The sequence below is a fragment of the Sphaerospermopsis sp. LEGE 00249 genome (genome assembly GCF_014299995.1).
GTDB classification, from domain to species: Bacteria; Cyanobacteriota; Cyanobacteriia; order Cyanobacteriales; family Nostocaceae; genus Sphaerospermopsis; species Sphaerospermopsis kisseleviana.
In genome coordinates, this window is sequence record NZ_JACJUZ010000087.1 from 1 (window position 1) to 19,237 (window position 19,237).

Consider the following 19,237-nt stretch of genomic DNA (forward strand, 5'->3'; position numbering starts at 1 on the left):
GGCTGGGGACTGGGGACTGGGGACTGGGGACTGGTGACTGGTGACTGGTGACTGGTGACTGGTGACTGGGGACTGGGAAGATGAATAACCTAATTACCAATTACCAATTACCAATTACCAATTACCAATTACCAATTACCAATTAGTTAGCAGTAATATTGACAACATAGTTATTGAGATAATATGAAGTCTTTTAAATCTTTAGTTGCAGTTTTAGGTACTGGTGCGGTTCTGAGTTTGCTAATCAATCATCAACCTGCACAAGCTCAAGTAGCTTATGGTAGTTATGTGGGTATTGGTCCTACAATTGGGTTAACTGACGACGATACCCAACTGGGTGGAGTTTTGGCTTTTCGCTACAAATTATTAGAAACACCCGTATCTTTCCGCGCTCAAGCTTTAATTGGTCAAGGTACAGCAATTGTACCTACAGTTTCTTATGATGTTCCCCTCAATTGGCAAACTGATGTTTATTTAGGTGCGGGAATGGTTTTAACTAGTGGTGATACTGCTTCCCCTGTAGGTAATAAAATTAGTTTTGCTTTGCAACCAGGTATTGATTATGTTGTCCCTAATAGTAAGACTGTGATTTTTGGTAATGCTATTATTGCTTTTGATGCTTACCGCAATAGTGGAGGTACGGCTTTATCTTTACAGGGTGGTGTGGGTTTGAGATTTTAAATCAATAAAACCTAATATTTATTCCGTAAAAGAGCAAAATTACGGGGGTTAGTAGGAAACTTTACCCTTGTGCTACTGACTCCGTGAAATCAGGTGGGGTTTTCGTGGTGATGACTGGCGATCGCCTACAATGTGAGTTTTGCCATCATTACTGTACACCCACAGTTCGCCCTCCAGAACCAAAGACAATTGGAGTCTCTGGTGTTTGCGGTTCCCAACCCACATCAAATCCGGCTTTCCAGGCGATTTCTCTGGCTTGACGGAAAGTAGCAAAACTATCAGGTCTTACTAAAAATGCCACATAATCTTGATCGGTTTCCAACTTAGATAAAATATTTTTATATTCAGAATTACTGCGATTCAATTCTATACCTGATTCCCCATTATTGGATGATTTTGGATTATATCGCCATGAAAGAGATTTTAAATCTACTAATTCAATTTCATAATATTTTGTCTCTGCTCGGAAATCCTTAATTTGTTGTACTTGGGTTTCTACGCAATTTTGATATTCTTTAAATTCATACAAATAACTATCAACTAACCCTGGAATATAACTTGGTCTAACACAGTTTGGTAAATTTCTGACTAAATCTTTAATTTGCTGACTCACTGATTTATTATCTAAATAAATAACCCGATTACCACTAATTTCAAAGAAATTCACTTGTTTATCAGTTTCTTTGGCTAATGGGGTTCTGACTATTGTACTAGACTGCACTGCAACCAATGTAATAAACAGACTAATGAACATTAACACCCCAACAGTGTTAGTTAAGATGTCCAAAAAAGAATCTAGATTTTGTTGGGGATGCTGGGATGTAAAATAACGTTTTCTTCTCATATATACACCATTAAATTATATCAGATATTTCCTTCAATTTTCAGAGTCCATCCTTCATCAATGGGTTCATAACCAATATCAATACCCTCAGATTCAATTAATGCCCTAACCTGATCAAATACTTCAATTCCATCGGGTCTGATGGCTACAATCAAATATTGTGTATCTCTGTTAACTTTGACTTCTTCTAGTAATGTTTGTAGTGGAGAATAAGAAAGATTAAGGGCTGTTAAACTCACAAATTCTTCACCAGGATGAATAATAATCCCATCACTACGACACTCAATATAACGGGGTTGTTTATTCTGATTTTGTCCATTTTCAGTTCTGGCAACAATTGTAACTTGTCTTTGATTACTGAATGTTTGCGCCATTAAGACAATAATCAATAAAATTAGCACCCCAATAGTACAAGCCAAAACTGATAAAAATGGAAATAATTCAATTTCAGTTACAGAGCGTTTGGTAATCCGTTTAGGCATAAATTTGTTTAGGCATAAATTTATCTTATCAGCGTTTTTCGTCAGATTCCACTAAAGTAATACGACGTGGTTTATTTAGGTTTTCCAAAACTGGTTTTAATAATGCTAAATTAATGCGAACTTCTCCTAATACTTGTTCTAATTGTGCGGTTTTTTCTAACGTTTGGAAACTCTGTTCTAAACTGCGTTGTAGTTCTACAATCTTGGTGATTTGAGCAGCACAGTTTTCTAAAGCAGCAATGCGACTATCTAAAGATGTAGCAGCTTTCTGGAGTCCTTCAGAAATTTGCTCTGTATGTATGTTAAAATCATGATTAATATTTTGGTAATTTTCTTGAATCGTCGTATTAATTTGTTTCATTTCTTCAACAATTTCTTGACTTGATTCTTGACTTGATTGTTGTTGTTGAGTTAGAGTAGTAATGAAATTTTCTCTATCTTGTACAGCCATTTGATTAATGTAATTCATTTTCTGTATGAGTTTATTGGTTGCTTCTTGGATTTTACCAACCTCACTTAAAAACCCCTGAGCCAAAGCATCGGCGGCTTGTTGAGCGTATTCTTGGGCTGGTTTAATCAAAACTTCTGGTGAGGGAAGATGTTTTTGGAATGCCTGGGAAATGGCATTATTAACAATGGTTCTATCTAAACTTTCTGCTGCTTTGAGACGGGGTAAAAGTCTGTCATTAATATAAATATCAATTGCCAATAATAACCGGGATTCCTGTCTTTCAACTAACACCAAAGGAATCATCACCAAAACACTAACGAATAAAGCTAATAACGTCGTGTCAAAGGCTACGGCTAATCCACTGGTGACAGTACCAATACCTTGTTTAATTTGTTCGATATCACTAGACTGTTGTAAGAAGCCACTAAAACCATTGACAGCACCACTAATACCAACAACTGTACCGATGAATCCTAATAGGGGAATTGCCCAAACTAAAATGCGAGCTACAGAATAGGAAGTTTCTGTTGTGCTGCTATAAAATGCTGAGTCTTCCATTGCAAATTCAGTAGCAGATTGTTTATTTCCAGAAGCTATATAGGCCGCAATCACCCGACTACAACGACGGGCTAATAAACTTTTTTCCTGAGATAACAGTTGTTGTAGTTTTTCTAGTTGAATAGATGTGGGATTATCAAATGTAATATTTTCCGGCAATAAATCTTTTCTAAATGCCCTGGATTCACTTTGGATTTTACCATATTTCAACACAGTGATAGTGACTACCATACCCCCAAAGAATATGGCGAGAATTTGGGTGAATCCCCTCTCATATAATAATGTTCCTAGAAATGTGCTTTTAATAGGTAACACCGCAGCATAGATACCAAAGGTAACGATTAGTCCTAAAAGGAGGATAAACCAAATTTGGATGTCTAATTCTTGACGGTCTGATTTATGGGCAAAGTTTAAGGATTTAGCAGTCATAATTTAGTGTGATTTTGGTTTGATTAATAATGGTGTTCACATGGCTTAGTACGTTAGACATCTCCAGAAAAGAAATTATGGAACTTATTTATCGGGGCAAGGGCGAAGCATTTGGGATATCTAGGGGTTGCTGAGAAAGTCTTTCCGTGAGGGCATAGGAGTCAGGAGTCAGGAGTCAGGAGTCAGGAGGAGATTTGAAAATTTCTTTGCCATCTCTTGAAATCCCAAAAAATGCACACTTTTTCCGGTATACCCTTCAAAACCCTTGCACTAATTTCTGTGTTTATCAGCCTCTAACCTTTGATATATCAAGGTTTTAGGTTTATTCAGCAAACCCTATCTAGATGTCTGATTTTTCCGTTAAATTATCGCCCTGTAAGGGCGAAGCATTCGGAAAATATCCTTTGGTGAATACCGATCATTAATCGCTCGAATGCTTCGCCCCTACTTCGTCCCTACATCTTTTTCGGAGAAGTCTATTATTAACTTGCATCTTCTAAGTATTGCAGTCCCCATTGATACAAAGAACGCATTAATAAGTTATGAAAATTGGGGGGAGTGCTAATTTCTTTGAATGTATCCGTCATCAGGTTTTTAATGTTTTCTGAAGTTGTTGGTATATATACACCTGAAAAGTTATTATTAGCCCAAATATCACCGATTTTTGTTGAAGTTATAGATTCCCCCTTATGAATAATTTCGTTGCGCTTTATTCTAATAGCCTTTAGCAATTTTGACCATTTATTGTCTTGGTTAATTTTTTTGTATAAACACCAACCTTGCATTAATTCGGCTAGACTTACTTCATCTTTATTACTTACTACCCAACCTCTAGCAGTCCAATTTTGGGCTGTTGATTGAATATACAATAACTGTTCTAAAAGTTGCACAAACTGAATAAATGCAGTGGTGTAATTTTCTCGTTTTAGAGAAAGTTCTAAGATAATAGTTGATTCCCATAACTTGGTGATATCATCAGTTTGCATTTTTTGGAGTTGAGTTTTCCAATTGATGATTTGTTCTGAATCAGTTATTTTACTAACACCATTAGAACCTATCCACTCTTTGAGTTTTTGATAAAAATCATCATTAGATTCCCAATTATTATATTTTGCTAAAAAACCAGCTAATTTATATAATACTGAATGACGATTTTCATGAACTTTTAGCCAAATTTTGGCTTCTGAAAAATCCCCTCTTTCCCAAGCTGATTTAATCTTGACTTTTTCCAACGCCCAGAAATATTCAGCCATAGAAATTAAACTGAAAGTTTGGGAATGATTAGCGGTTTTTAAACCATTATCTAACTGACTAAAAAACTCCAGTGGTTCATCAGGACTGGCATTAAATACTTGATATTGACGTACTAAAGCAGCCGCACAAATTTCTACATTAGAAGCAATTACAGGGGTACATCCTTTAGTTTGTATCCAGAGAACAAACTCTTGATTTTCGTTAGCATTGATAGCTTCTTTTAAAACCAGTTGTTCTAATTCTTCTCGAATTTCATCACTATTACCAGCATTAATTTTTGGCGCGTGAACATCAACTCTAATATCAGGAAATAAACTTTTAATTTTTCCCTTCATTAATTCTGCTAACCATAAAGTATCTAACCTGCGAAAATTCCAAGTAATACTTGTTGGTTGGTCTGTTCCCCAAAGGATAATATGTTTTAAACCTTGCTTTACTCCTCCTTCAATGACAGTTTGATCTAACAGCAATTCCACATTACTAAAGTCACCACCTAACCATTCTTTACAATAATCATAATATCTTTGACCTAAATCCCGACCACTCCAAGGATAGGTTTTACCATTTTCATCTTGATGATTACCTCGTTCTATTCCTAATTCTTGATAGAGTTCGTTGATATGTGGAGGATAACTAATATTACCATCTGCACCAAAGGAACGAATGATACCATCTTGACAACGCCAGCCTATTTGTCGTGTTCCTACGGTGATTATTAGGGTGCTAACTTGATTGGTATTTGTTGTTTTCATAGGGGGAATATTTGCAGTTTATTTTGTAATGTTTCTAAATATTTTCGGCGTGGATTTTCATTAGCACCAAATACAGTTACTACTTGGTAATTTCCTAAATCTGCAATCCAGATAGGGGAAGGAATAACCCGATTACCTTGAGTTTTGCCGCAAAGATTACCGTCATAATTATTATTAAATTTTAGCTCATCACTATGTAAAACTGATAGGGCATAAGATTTACCAAATTGTTCATCTCCAGAACATACAAAGATACGACAATTTGCGTCTATTGCTTCTGTCCATTGGTTATTTCTAACTATTCCACAAGTTCTTAATTGTCGAGAATTAAAATTAACACCTAACGCTTGTAATGCTTCATAAAAATTCCTGATTTTAGTTTTGAATAATTCTTGAAACAGTCTAGTATTATCTGGTAATTTCCAAAAATTATTATCACTTTCAGTAATTAAATTACAGCCTAAATTACAGCCACGATACCAAGGAGGACGGGGAGGATTACGATCTTTTCTAGAATATAATGGTCTTCTTGCACCTTGACCAATACCACCTAAATGAAACATTAACCAGGTGAGATTTTTGATTAGTTTCTCTAAGTTCTGTTTTTGAGATTGGGGAATTTCCGGTGAATAGTTTAATGTGAGTATTCCCGATTGTTTACCAAAATCATCATTTCGATTTGCAGCATTATCTCTAATAGTTTTTCCTTCCAATACTCTAACCATTAACCAGCCAAATTTTTGATTAGGGGTAGTAATACCACCAAATATTTTAGCTTCCCATTCCTGCACTTGACCAGGTTCTAAAATTCCTAATGCAAAGCTTCTAAACCAATATCTTAACATTGATTTAAAGGCGACAGGTCGAACTTCTGGATTAGAAATAGTATCTGGTTTTAATTTTCCTTGGCTAAGTCTAAAATTACCATCTCTGTCTTTTTGGTAAGGTTGTTTAATATCTTTTAATTTTTGACGACCATGAATTAACTGGCCTTCTATAACAAATTCAACTCTAAAAAATTCATGATTTTTCTCAAGTTTTCCTGCGGGATTTAATTGACCATAACCAGTATTAATTTGAGAACCTACACCAGCTTGTAAACCTTTGATTAACCACTGTTTGACTTTTTCTAATATATCGTTATCCTGGCAGTTACTAGCTAATCGTAACCCAATCAGAAACATGGGTTTTTCTAAACTGAAAAACGGGTTAGGATTGGGGCTATATTTAGGTGTATTATTGTCCCATTGCCAAATATTATTAGCCATATCTACAGCTAATACATTTTGATTTTGATTTGGTAAAGGATAAGCGTCTAAAAATACAACTTTACCAGCTTGTTCTTTTTTATTATTAGTTTCTACTGAACCAAACCAAGCAGCAATTTGCTTTTCTGCATTTTTCCAGTCAATATTTTGTTTAGCCATGATTTCCCGGATAGCCTGGGTTCTGGCTACACCGCGCAAAGTGCTAGAGGGAATATAAGGAATACCCAAAGCATCAAAAGCAGGTAATAAAATACTTTCTGGTCCTCTATGTCCTCCTACTCTAATGCGCCAAGGACATTGGACTTTAAAACTTTTTTGGGCTATTAATTCAGTACGTTTTGTTAGTTGTTGCAATCGCTGAAAATATTTTGACCCCTGTTCTGCCATTTGTAATATTTGTACTTTGGTAGAGTCCTTATAGTCACTATCGGGCGATCGCATCCACCGCAGATATTCTACAAAACTAGCCTCTGGATCAGGTTTAGGTTCATGGTCTGCATTTAACCAGGGAGAGGGTGTAGCGGGTTGATTACCGCCACTGTGTCCCCCGTGACTACTGGAACTACCACCACCACGACCACCATGACCACTAACGGGAACATTAATTACTCTTCTAGGTGGATTCATATTTGTAGATGGTTGAGGTTTTTTAGGTTGATTAGGTCTTTCAAATACCATTACTTTTAGTCTCCCTTAATATCCCAATAAATAGCAGTAGCCCAAAAACTAAATTCCTGTGCCAAAGCTAATCCCAAACCTGTGATACCTAAATATTCATCTGTACCCAGGGTTTTCAAGGTTTCTAAACCTTGTTGTCCAGATAAATTTTGTTTTCCTGATACTTCTTGTAAGCATTCAAAGAATTTCTGCACTACTTGTCTTTTACCCATCATGCCATCAGGTAATGCCATTTCTTCAGCTTTTAATCGCATCATTCCCCAAGTGGAAAGATAGGTATAAAGTTCCACTGCTTGACTTTTTTGTTGTTTCAAACGAGTGTCATCTTGATTGGGTAAATTCTTTAAATGATTTAAAGCATCGTAAATTGGTATAGCAATTGTTCTAGGGTCAAATGTCATATTAATTTCCTTTTTCTGACTACACTTTTACAGGCTATAAAATTATTGTTTTCATCCTGTAAATCCTGTACTTCGACTTACTTCGACACCGCTCAGGACAGGCTCAGGACAGGCTCAGTACAAGTCGCTCAGTAACCGTAAGTCCTGATTCTGAAAAATTTTCTAATTCTCTTGAGAAGTTGACATCCATTGTTGAACAAATCCCCGTCCTAAACTTTCTTGTCCTCCAATTTGTAAAATTTCATTGGCTGCTAATAAATTTTTCAAATCATCGTAAGATTTTTGTGATTTTCCATTAGCTTGTGATGTAATTCCCCAAGGTAAATACATTAATGTATCTGGTGGAATTGCTTCCTCATAACGGAAACCACCATTTACAGATTTATGTTCATCGAGTTTAATTTTTACTTGTCGCCATAAACTCATTTGAATTAATGTAGCACAATGTTTATCAGGTAATACTAATAAACGTTTTATTGAATCTGTTGCTGATGATTTGGGTACAAATTCTTTTGAGTTTTGCCAAGGTTGTAATTGTGCAGAGTTGATAATTGCATCTTTGAGATAAACCGCAGCATTATTATTAAAGTTACAACTATATTCAGGAGGTATGGATAATTTACCACCTTGTAAACGTTGCCAACGTTGTAATAAAAGAGGACAACTAACCCAAACTACACTATGACTTAATGACGGAACTGGCAACCATAATATAGAAGCATCACCAATCCAAATATCACCCTGTTCTAATTGTCCATCTTCTAAATCATTACCAAATAGCTGATATTTTGTGTTTTTATCTGTAGCCAATGAACGCACTTTACCCCGCACTGTACTAGAAGGAATGTAGGGTAAATTAGTATGAGATTCACGGGCAATTCCTAATAAGTTACCCTCTTGGGTTGTACCACCTGTATGTAATGGTGAAAGCAGATATAAATAAATGTATTCCATCGTTATTTTTCCTAATTTCCTTGATATTTAATCCACAACATTTCTGAATAACCCAATTGTCGCCAATTGTTTACACGATTTTTTTCACCATTAGCTAAAAGTTCATTATTCTGAAACAACCCTTGAGGTTTATTCAAATAGTACAAACTCCCCGGTGGTGCTGCAAATACTTGGGGTGCAGGAATGCTTTTTGTGATGCTTTTTGTAGTGCTTTTTGTATTGTCTTCTTTCTCCCTAATTCTACAACTAATCGGTACAGCTTTATCTGTGGACATACTCACAAAATTACCGTCTTTGATTTTCCACTCCCAAGGATAAGGACGACATAAATTTGCCCGTTGTTCAGGATTATATTTATGTGGTCTTTCAAAAACTCCAGGAGTAACTAAATAAGCTATTGCTTTACCATCATGTTGAAAATTATCATCGGATAGTTGTTGTAACTCTTGCCATTGTTCCCCCAATTCTGGACAAGATTCTACAATTACCCTGTGTCCTTCTCCTCCTAATCTGATTGTAGCAGGTGTTTCAATTTCTTTGCTGATTCCGATTGTCAAACTCCAACCTTGATATAATCTAATAGCGTTTTCTACAAAGTAACCATCGGCATCTTTAACTTGTTTTGTTCCGGGTTCAATGCTATTATGAGAACGGGTTTCTATGGTGTATGGTTTATCTTCGTGTCTACCTTCAATGGCTTGCCAATCTAACTTATCAAGTTTACCATTATTGAGGTATTTTTTAACAATATCATAAGGTAAATACTGTCTAAATTCAGGGCTTTGTTCTTTACCTGAATTATAGTTTTCTTCCTCCTCCTCATCTTTGCTATTATAGGATTTCACCAATGGACAAGGTTGAGTTTTATCCCAGAGAGCATTATTGATATAAGATTCTTTTGCCCACACTAAAGGTACAAGGTCTATAGAACCCGCAAACCCCAACGGACGGGGTAAATATAGGGTGTTTTCATAACTCAAAAATGGACCAGTAATATCAAATTTAATATCTCCCAACAACCCCCGCAATGCCCCGGCTATGGTATGACCATTGGGAGGAAACACACTACCCGCCCACGCCCTTTCTTGTGGTGAAAATGGTTTGGCATCCCTTAACATTAAAATATCCAACGGTGTCAGTTTGTACCAGTGCATTAATTATCACCTCCTAGTTTGATGTGACGGTTGCGTTTAACGAAAGCCGCAAGTTTGAGCCAATTTTGAATTTCGCTGTCCAAGTCTTCAGTTTGGGTAGTGATAAACAATGCTTTGAGGAAGTCTGCAAGGGCTTCTTGAAATTGCTTTTTGTTGTCTTTGTTTTCTTGGAATTGGTCACGGCGATCGCAAAACAATCTAGTCCAGGGTATTATGGCCTCCTGACTCGGTGCTGGGTGCTGACTCCACAGACTCGCTGCTTGTTCAAATATCGCACTTTCTAAATCCTGTTGAATTAATTGTTGCCACTGATAGAAAACATCAAATTTAGCGGTGGATTTCAGGGTGTTACCGTTTCCGTAGATTACCCGCACCTGTACAGCATCTTTTTTATTAAAACAGGCTTTTTCTCCATGTTTTTCAGTTGGTATAAGGCAACTATGATGATATTCGTGTTTTTTCGCTGCGTCTTCCGCTTCCCAGAGGCTTTCTAAAGCTATTGCTAAAGGTACTGAGTGATGAGCAATTACGATACCAAAGCTGATGGTGGCTGCGCTGCCCATTGTAAATAATGGACGGTCAACTAATTGATCACTTTTGCCCTTAAATTTCCAATAATCACCCTCATTACTAAACTGATCACGGGGATCTTTTGCACCTTTAAAACATTGGCGGATATCCCATAACCATTTATCCCATTCCCACAGATTCGTATAAGCTAAAACATCATCACCACCACCATAAATTAATCTACCAGCATAACGATTTTGTGTCAAATAGGGAACTAATTGATTAGAAAAATCTAATAACGCCCTACTTAATGCGCTGTGGGTACTTGGTCCCATGCGTTTTTGGATTTCTAAGAATTGGGGAAAACTCTCTAAATTAACTGATAATTTTGATGGTATATAATCACCATAGGTTTTGAGTTTTGTTCCCTTTAACCATTCACTCATACTATCACCATCACCTGCGGCTAATACATACCAATCTGATGGATTGTTACTAGGATAGGAATCACTAATAATATTGTTGATTTCTCTTCTATATTCTTCCTTCAACTCAGTGCTATTAGGTAAATCTTCTAATATCCAATCTGCATTAAGTAAGCGGGGATGGTATTTTTTAGGATTCTGGTTTTTATCTATCCAAGGAATACCCCATTTACCTCTCATTTCTGTGAGTGTGGTTTCAAGTTCAGGGTATTTGTTAACTATTGCTTGACAAGCTTTTTCAAAATTTAGTTTATGTCGTGTATCTCCAGCATTAACTTTTAAATACCCCGCCACCCCAGAAGTTAAATCTGGATAAGATGCTGCAATATCTTTTTCTGGGATTCCCAACAAGTGAGGTAATACTTTATGTAACCCCCGCTTTAATACTTCCGTTGCATTTAGTTGTTCTGTTCCATCAAAAAACCCTGCATCATGTTTTCCCCATAATTTCTTGGTATCACCTTCTGTCATCCAGTCTTTTCCCTTCTCTTTATTATTACCAGGATTGACAACTGGACCGATACCAGAAATTGTCGAACGGGGTCCAAAAGCTGTAGGAAGTTCCCAATTTCTCGCGTTTTTTACTGATGCTAAACTAGCACGGGTAGCGTCAAAAATATAAGCCCACCATGAACCTATGTTAACACTAAATTTTCTGTGTTGTTCTTCTAATCTTTGATGATAAGCTTCCCGTAAAAATTTTAGTTCTTGTGATTGAAATAATTTTTGCTTTTTACTAACATTATAGGCTTCATTTTGTTGATTTAACCAAGTTTGTAATTGATCATCAACATTTTCAGGAATAGCAGCAGTTTTGAATTGTTTACCTTTACCAATTGGTAATGCTGTCCAGTAAACTTGCCATTGGGATTTTAACCAACCTTGCCAACTATTATGATCTGGTTTTAATTGTCTCATCCAATGACGTTCATTTTGTAATTCTTTTAATACTAAATCCCCAACTTCTAACCATGCTTCTAACAGCGTTTGTTGGGCTGTTTGCATGGCAGCTTGTACTTTGTCTTTAGGTAAAATTAATGATATAACGTTAGGAAATCCGGCGGTTAATAATGATTCATGGGATGGTGGTTTTACCCATTCGGTAAAATCAAAATCAAGTTTTTCTTCTCTTTTCAACCTTTCAATTTCTTGCAATAACCAATGATCTATTAATGGTTGTTGATATAAACTAGGATAAAGTAAGGTATCTGGTCCATATTGATTGGCGAGTTTCCAACAAACTTTAGCTGATAGATAATGTAATAACCAAGAACCCGCCCAAAAATCTCGCATTTTGCGACTAGATTTAATTAGTTCCTGTACTGGACTAAAACTAAATACCGCTAAATAAGGATGAGATAATTCATCATTTCCTTGCCAACTTTGTACTTGTTCTGCTGTTAAATCATATCCTGCTAATGCGCCGGCTAATGCTGATGTCATACTCAAATGACTCCAAATAGAAGCATCAGGTAAACGAGTTTCTGCCGGCATTAACATTAATGAATTATCTTTATCAAATAAATCACAGGTTGCTTGGGGTAAACAACGCCATAACCACCAAAATAAATGTTTGATGTTTTTAATATCTGTTCTTAAATGATTGTCTATTTCTGCTAATAGTTCTTCTTCTTTTTTCTTTAAATATTCTTGACGTTTTGATTCTATAAGTTCTGTATGGAGTTTGATTTTAAATTCTTGTTTTGCACCAGATAATAAATGGGTGATTTCTAATCCCTTTTCTGGGTTTTTACCTGGGGCATAATTGATACTGGCTGTGACGCTACCCAGGACTGACCTATCACTGGCTGAGGCTATATAATCCGCTAAGAGGATATTTTTTAATACTTTACCACCTGATTGATCTGGGGTTTTACCTGTCTCAACCCAAGGTTTCATAACTTCTAGTTGTTCATAGAAGCTATTTTTACCCCGTCCGCTATTGTTATGTAATGCCTTCAGTATAGGGTCATGCAGTAACCCCCAAATCTTAGCCCGCCAATATTCTGCTGTCATCGGTGATTCCCCTGTGTAGCCAATATTTATATTGTAATGACGGGATTTAGTATTTGTCTATTGATTGACAATATTTAATTTTCAATATAAATCACCTTGAAATCCTTTGTGTATAAGGCTTTGAGGTATTTATTTAGTTTAATTAAAAATATTGTTTATTTTTTGACATTAATTGCAAATTGTGTATTTTTATGCCGATTTGTTGATACTCAAATGTTATTAAGTAGGGGTTCAGCAGTGCTAAACCCCTACGGTAATTGGTTATGTAGTTAATATCCCCTGTGAGTGGGGATATACTCAAGATTGTTAATCAGGCGTGGACTGAACACAGTTTCCATTCAATTAATATGACATTTGCGATCATTAAGGAAGATCCCGGACTTCTTAGAGAAGTCCGGGATCTGTGGTTTTCATTCAATACGTTTCCATTCAATTAATATCCCCAGCGAGTGGGGACTTTAGAAAAAGAAAACGCGGAGTTGCGGCATCGGATGTTTCCATTCAATTAATGTCCCCAGCGAGTGGGGACATCCTGATATATTTGGCTCGCCTTTTTTAGAGCCATTCGTTTCCATTCAATTAATGTCCCCAGCGAGTGGGGACTGGGTCTATCACGATAGAGTTTGGAAAGGGATAGTATGTTTCCATTCAATTAATGTCCCCAGCGAGTGGGGACTTATCTTAGTGATAAAAGAGCGATCACTATTCCTAAGTTTCCATTCAATTAATGTCCCCAGCGAGTGGGGACCTAGTAAAAGACATTGGAAAGAAAGTTGAAGAATGGTACAGTTTCCATTCAATTAATGTCCCCAGCGAGTGGGGACCTCGAAAGAGCTGCTGCAAAAGCAGCAAGGCTGGCTGAGTTTCCATTCAATTAATGTCCCCAGCGAGTGGGGACTTCGTCGACCTCTTCAGGTGACGGGATGCCTTGTTACCAAGTTTCCATTCAATTAATGTCCCCAGCGAGTGGGGACTTGAGGAAAATCCCAATTCAACAGACTACCCCAAAGTAGTCTACGTTTCCATTCAATTAATGTCCCCAGCGAGTGGGGACTACCTCAACAATGACAAGCAGAACGCTTTGCTGTTCGGTTTCCATTCAATTAATGTCCCCAGCGAGTGGGGACTGGGTGAGGCTGAGTATGACCCTGACACCATTGTTATCAAGTTTCCATTCAATTAATGTCCCCAGCGAGTGGGGACTTTGGTGTTTACTTCTTCTCAGGTGCGTTCTGAAGTTTCCATTCAATTAATGTCCCCAGCGAGTGGGGACTTGCACTATAATAGCTGTACCATTCCTCAACTTTCTCTCCTGTTTCCATTCAATTAATGTCCCCAGCGAGTGGGGACTGGGTGAAATGTCTCCTAAGTATCGTGTTTTGGGCGCGATCGCGTGTTTCCATTCAATTAATGTCCCCAGCGAGTGGGGACTTTTGTGGGGGAAAAGCGAAGGGTACTCGGTTCTTCCGTTTCCATTCAATTAATGTCCCCAGCGAGTGGGGACCTTCAGCGACTACGCTACCACCACCCCTCGCCAACGGTTTCCATTCAATTAATGTCCCCAGCGAGTGGGGACCACATGGTAGATATCCCCTTTAGACCTGACCAAAATGAGGTTTCCATTCAATTAATGTCCCCAGCGAGTGGGGACCCGAACCACCCCCTGTAGTGGACATAGAATCAATCGTTTCCATTCAATTAATGTCCCCAGCGAGTGGGGACGAGCGAGAGGAAGACACCCTTAAAGCTCTTAAAGATGTTTCCATTCAATTAATGTCCCCAGCGAGTGGGGACTCGGCGGCACAGAACCAGTGGAGGTGCAAGACCCACTACAAAGTTTCCATTCAATTAATGTCCCCAGCGAGTGGGGACAACTAATGAGCAATTAGCGGTATATACTGCTAAGAAAGTTTCCATTCAATTAATGTCCCCAGCGAGTGGGGACTCGATAATAGCGATCGCCAACCCGTCTGAAGAGCCAGGGTGGTTTCCATTCAATTAATGTCCCCAGCGAGTGGGGACCTTCAATAGTTCCGATGGCGACTTCGGTGATCTAGTTTCCATTCAATTAATGTCCCCAGCGAGTGGGGACAAGAGTAACATTCTTGACTATTCCTAATTTTTGACGTTTCCATTCAATTAATGTCCCCAGCGAGTGGGGACTTGAAATGATCAATAGCGATGAGGAAGGCATTCAAAGTTTCCATTCAATTAATGTCCCCAGCGAGTGGGGACCTGGATTTGGACACCCGCTTACTACGCTTCCGGTGGTTTAGTTTCCATTCAATTAATGTCCCCAGCGAGTGGGGACTCTAATTGGAGTTCAGATTATGGCACTGTTTCTCAGTTTCCATTCAATTAATGTCCCCAGCGAGTGGGGACCGATTTCTTGGGCTATTTTGATGGTTGCCTTTAAGGTTTCCATTCAATTAATGTCCCCAGCGAGTGGGGACTAAGTATCATAAACTGTTATCCGATAAACTGGAAACTGTTTCCATTCAATTAATGTCCCCAGCGAGTGGGGACATACACTAGTTTCGCGAGACACACTTGAAGATGCGTGGTTTCCATTCAATTAATGTCCCCAGCGAGTGGGGACTTCATTGATAATCCCTGGTGTTTGTTAGGCGATCGCACTATGTTTCCATTCAATTAATGTCCCCAGCGAGTGGGGACTCAATCCAAATATAAGTACCTGACAAAGTTTTACCAAGTTTCCATTCAATTAATGTCCCCAGCGAGTGGGGACTGCAACTAATATCAATGATTCAACTGATAGCTTTGAATCTGAAGTTTCCATTCAATTAATGTCCCCAGCGAGTGGGGACTCGCCAATAAAGCTCATCCTGCTCTTTTGGGATACTAAAGTAGTTTCCATTCAATTAATGTCCCCAGCGAGTGGGGACCCCTCCATTTTAAACCCAGACAGTGCAAGGAGTCCAGAGGCGGTTTCCGAAGGTCACGAAAAAAGGTGGACAGATTGCCTTCCCACAGCGTTCAAAAATCCCCATAACCCTTACCCAGCAAGCAACCGAAGCTCGCAACGGAATAATCAACATTTCAGCCATTTTACCTGACCTTCGGCCAACGCCGCGCCTCCCTAACAACTAGACAATAATCGAACTCGGCGTTTCAATCACTGGTATCCCCACTCCCCACGCTTCCACCTGGGAAAGAGTATATCGAGACAAAGGATAAAACCTGACATTATCCTCCTCTAACTTAACAATCTTCCTTAACCGACGACGTAAATCATTGTACTTTTCTGTATTTAACTGACATTCAAACACAGAATACTGTACACGCTGTCCATATCCTTCCAATACATCAGCTATCTTTTTCCGTCGTTTATCATCAGGAATATCGTAAGCAATCACATACAAAAACATAACACAAACATCAGCAAAAATCAATCAATTCGATATGGTTTATAATCATGACTGGGATTATAAACAAATTGTTTAAAAGCCCTCACTTGCTGAGTCAATAAATCCCATTTTGGTTGTTTAATTCCCTCATCCGTTTGGATTTCTTCAGTCATCCTTTGCAAAAATCCCCGTAAAAACTTTTTCCTACCTGAATCATTCAAATAACACCCCCCATCCTTAAACTCAAAATCAGCTTGAACATCCATAATTTTGCGATTAATTAACCACATTACCAACGAATCTACCAACGGGGCGCGGAACTCCTCAATTAAATCAGAAGCCAAAGCCGCGTGACCATCATTTGCCTGATGTAAACAAGCATAATAAGGGTCTAATCCTTGGATTTCAATTAATGCTAATAAATGATTCCACAGCACCTGATACCCAAAACTTAACATAGCATTCACCGGGTTTCCTGGTGGACGACGACTACGACCGGAAAACACAAAATCAGGGTTAGTCAGACATTCACTAAAAGCCGAAAAATATTGAGCAGCACCCGCACCCTCAAACCCCATTAACCGTTCTAAATTATCCGCTTGTCCCGCTTGTTCAGCTAAATAATCTAAACTTTCTAAAACCCTTTCTAAAACCTCAGATTCTCTTTTTTTCTTCTGCCTCCTTAACAACACTCTACTATTTTTCAATTTACCTTTAACTATCGCCCTAGCAGTAATTAATCGGTCTATAGGGGTTAATTGTTGTTGATAACGGGATAATTGTCGGTATCCTCTAGAAATTGGTAAAATTCTCCCGTAGCAGTAACCCATCTTTGATAAATAAGCAATGGGAATATCACGCCATAAACAAGCACGAATTACTTGGGTGGTTATTTGAGAATAACCAAAAATCAAAATCTGTTCTAACAAAGGCAACTGTACTTCAATATAAACAGTATCACCCTGTTTAACAATCAAAGATTCCTTCTGTAAACAGACATAGCAATTCTGCTCAGAAACATAAAGAGTCTGCATATTAAATTAACGCCACCAACGTTGTAAATTAGATTTCTTTGTACGATGTTCACCTCCAGTACCAGATGTTAATTCTGCATTTTGTTCCGGTTCTAACCACAACACTATTCTATCCGCCATACTGGAAACCCAAAAAGTAGCAAAAGTCACTAACAGAGTATTCATAATCACAGCAGCTAAACCCAAAGGTGCAATTAGCAAAATAACCAGAGTAATAGTTCCATTAACAGTAGAGACAGAAACATTTCTGACAGTAGCGGAACGTCTGGAAATATACATGATGAATAAAAACCCGACACAAAAGTGATGATATTGACTACCATAACTTCAGAGTTACCCAAAAACCAGAAAAAGAAGATAAACTGAATTATGATAATAATCAGCTAGAAATTAAGATTTTCAACACTTACAGCTAAACTTTAAAAACTGTTTCAATATTTTCTTTTTGTACGTAGATTATTTTTCATAAACTACTAACAAAGTAATTATTTTGACAATGCCTAAAAAAACTACTCATCTCTACACAGAACGTTTAGCTTTTGAGCGTTTATTAGTGTTAATTGCTACCTTACTCAAATACCCAGGTGTGGGGAGTCCAGAATTTGTAGAGTCTGGTGACAACAAAAATCATGATGCAATTAGTATAGTAAGAATATATCTACAGCAATTAGCCCAGGAATTAAATATAGAATTACCCGACAATTATCCAGCAGTTGCCACACTACGCAAAGATTTAGAAACACTCAGACGCTACGGTATTCTTGATCAACGAATGTATCGATGGGGATATTATTTAGGCACTGGTGCGCTGTCTACTGCTGAACTAAAGGTAGCATTTAACGCCATAGCATCTCAAGCACAATATCAAGGTGATGCCCAAACAAGACGTATTTATGAAACCCTGAGTAAAAGACTGCGGGGTTTGGATATGGAACTCAAGGGAGAATTTTTTTATCCCACCCGTCAGCATCTCAATCGTGCCATAATTCACACAGACCCCGAAGAAATGGCCGCCAAAGGAGAAAACAGAGATACATTATTTCATCAATTACCATTATTAGAACAAGCTATAAGTCAAGGACAAGCTATAGAAATTTCGCGTACTAAAGATTTATATGGTACTAATCGTACTGGTCGCTTTCAAGTATTTCCTTTACAATTAATTTATCATGATATTGCCTGGTATTTATTATATGAACTTTGTGAAAATGGACATTTAGTAATGGGGCGCGTCAACCGTTTTAATAGTCATTGTTATCCTGTAAAAATACCAGCACGGGGACTAGAAAAACAAAGAGCAAGTTTAACGAAAGCCTATAAATTATTTGAAAATGGCTGGGGATTAAATTTAGGTGATCCAGAATCACAACAATTAGAATTAACAGGAAATCTTCAATTTGTTGAGGTTAAAGTACGTTTTTATTATCCTATCTCCAATTTTATTTTAGAAGGAGAGCGTCGTCATTTAAACCAAAAAATTATACTAGGAGAAATTGACAAAAATAATGGAGAATACAAATTTATAGAATACCATGTAGAATTACCACCCCGTTCTTTAGGTGAGTTTATTCGTTGGGTGTATCGGTATATGGATAAAGCAGAAATATTGTCTCCACCAGAATTAATAAAACAACACTCTCAGGCTGCACAAAATTTATATAATCGTTATAAGGAAAAAGGCTGAAAACCCTTGAGGTTAAGTTTTGGAGCGTGGCGGAGAAACTTAACCGTCCTTTAGGCAAGGGATGAAAGCCAGTTAAGGCGTTTACGCCTCAGTGATTTTAACTATTGTCTTTGTTGGGCGATATAGTGTTTAACTGTTTCCGTACAAATATTACCAGCAGTGCTAACAAAATAACTAGGAGTCCACAAAGTAGGAAGTTTCAGTAACTCAGGAAATTCTTTTCTCAAGAAACAA

At 37.7% G+C, this 19,237-nt stretch carries 15 protein-coding genes and 1 CRISPR repeat array; of the genes, 2 read left to right on the forward strand and 13 right to left on the reverse strand.

Annotated features, from left to right (window positions below; genetic code table 11):
• The first annotated feature begins 183 nt into the window (after positions 1 to 183).
• Positions 184 to 681 (forward strand): hypothetical protein, encoded by a 498-nt coding sequence (locus tag H5968_RS21830; protein WP_187041643.1) that lies wholly within the window; start codon positions 184 to 186, stop codon positions 679 to 681.
• 148 nt (positions 682 to 829) lie between these two features.
• On the opposite strand, the gene H5968_RS21835 is transcribed toward H5968_RS21830, so the two are convergent.
• The 12 genes from H5968_RS21835 to csx18 all read right to left on the reverse strand — a co-directional run bounded on the left by H5968_RS21835 (position 830) and on the right by csx18 (position 17,598).
• On the reverse strand, positions 830 to 1,525 hold the full coding sequence (locus H5968_RS21835; RefSeq protein ID WP_187041644.1) for a hypothetical protein: 696 nt from the start codon (positions 1,523 to 1,525) through the stop codon (positions 830 to 832).
• Between the two features lie 20 nt (positions 1,526 to 1,545).
• Entirely contained in the window at positions 1,546 to 2,007 is a 462-nt protein-coding gene (locus H5968_RS21840; protein ID WP_187041645.1) for a hypothetical protein, read from the reverse strand.
• A 28-nt stretch (positions 2,008 to 2,035) separates the two neighbouring features.
• Positions 2,036 to 3,445 carry a MotA/TolQ/ExbB proton channel family protein gene (locus H5968_RS21845; protein ID WP_187041646.1) on the reverse strand — a complete coding sequence of 470 codons (1,410 nt, stop codon included), beginning with the start codon at positions 3,443 to 3,445 and terminating at the stop codon, positions 2,036 to 2,038.
• Positions 3,446 to 3,927: 482 nt separating this feature from the next.
• Entirely contained in the window at positions 3,928 to 5,451 is a 1,524-nt protein-coding gene (locus tag H5968_RS21850) for a hypothetical protein (protein ID WP_187041647.1), read from the reverse strand.
• Entirely contained in the window at positions 5,448 to 7,397 is a 1,950-nt protein-coding gene (gene cmr6 / locus H5968_RS21855; RefSeq protein ID WP_187041648.1) for a type III-B CRISPR module RAMP protein Cmr6, read from the reverse strand. Before cmr6 ends, H5968_RS21850 begins: the two co-directional genes overlap by 4 nt.
• 5 nt (positions 7,398 to 7,402) lie before the next feature.
• Positions 7,403 to 7,798, reverse strand: a complete 396-nt coding sequence (locus tag H5968_RS21860) for a hypothetical protein (protein WP_187041649.1) — start codon at positions 7,796 to 7,798, stop codon at positions 7,403 to 7,405.
• Positions 7,799 to 7,960: 162 nt separating this feature from the next.
• The gene (gene cmr4 / locus H5968_RS21865) at positions 7,961 to 8,752 is read right to left on the reverse strand and encodes a type III-B CRISPR module RAMP protein Cmr4 (protein ID WP_137668226.1); all 792 of its coding nucleotides are present in this window, start codon (positions 8,750 to 8,752) and stop codon (positions 7,961 to 7,963) included.
• 11 nt (positions 8,753 to 8,763) lie between these two features.
• On the reverse strand, positions 8,764 to 9,906 hold the full coding sequence (locus H5968_RS21870) for a type III-B CRISPR module-associated Cmr3 family protein (protein ID WP_187041650.1): 1,143 nt from the start codon (positions 9,904 to 9,906) through the stop codon (positions 8,764 to 8,766).
• Positions 9,906 to 12,917 carry a type III-B CRISPR-associated protein Cas10/Cmr2 gene (gene cas10 / locus H5968_RS21875; RefSeq protein WP_187041651.1) on the reverse strand — a complete coding sequence of 1,004 codons (3,012 nt, stop codon included), beginning with the start codon at positions 12,915 to 12,917 and terminating at the stop codon, positions 9,906 to 9,908. Before cas10 ends, H5968_RS21870 begins: the two co-directional genes overlap by 1 nt.
• Before the next feature lie 330 nt (positions 12,918 to 13,247).
• Positions 13,248 to 15,823: direct repeats of the CRISPR family, unit length 36 nt; unit sequence GTTTCCATTCAATTAATGTCCCCAGCGAGTGGGGAC.
• A gap of 201 nt (positions 15,824 to 16,024) precedes the next feature.
• Entirely contained in the window at positions 16,025 to 16,306 is a 282-nt protein-coding gene (gene cas2, locus H5968_RS21880) for a CRISPR-associated endonuclease Cas2 (RefSeq protein ID WP_187041652.1), read from the reverse strand.
• Between the two features lie 20 nt (positions 16,307 to 16,326).
• On the reverse strand, positions 16,327 to 17,319 hold the full coding sequence (gene cas1 / locus H5968_RS21885; RefSeq protein ID WP_187041653.1) for a CRISPR-associated endonuclease Cas1: 993 nt from the start codon (positions 17,317 to 17,319) through the stop codon (positions 16,327 to 16,329).
• Positions 17,320 to 17,325: 6 nt separating this feature from the next.
• Positions 17,326 to 17,598, reverse strand: a complete 273-nt coding sequence (csx18, locus tag H5968_RS21890; RefSeq protein WP_187041654.1) for a CRISPR-associated protein Csx18 — start codon at positions 17,596 to 17,598, stop codon at positions 17,326 to 17,328.
• 217 nt (positions 17,599 to 17,815) lie between these two features.
• On the opposite strand from csx18, the gene H5968_RS21895 reads away from it, so the two are divergent.
• On the forward strand, positions 17,816 to 19,003 hold the full coding sequence (locus H5968_RS21895) for a YafY family protein (RefSeq protein WP_187041655.1): 1,188 nt from the start codon (positions 17,816 to 17,818) through the stop codon (positions 19,001 to 19,003).
• Positions 19,004 to 19,104: 101 nt separating this feature from the next.
• Here the strand turns inward: H5968_RS21895 and H5968_RS21900 are convergent.
• Positions 19,105 to 19,237, reverse strand: a 133-nt coding sequence (locus H5968_RS21900; RefSeq protein WP_187041656.1) for a transposase, incomplete at its 5' end; no start/stop codon positions are given.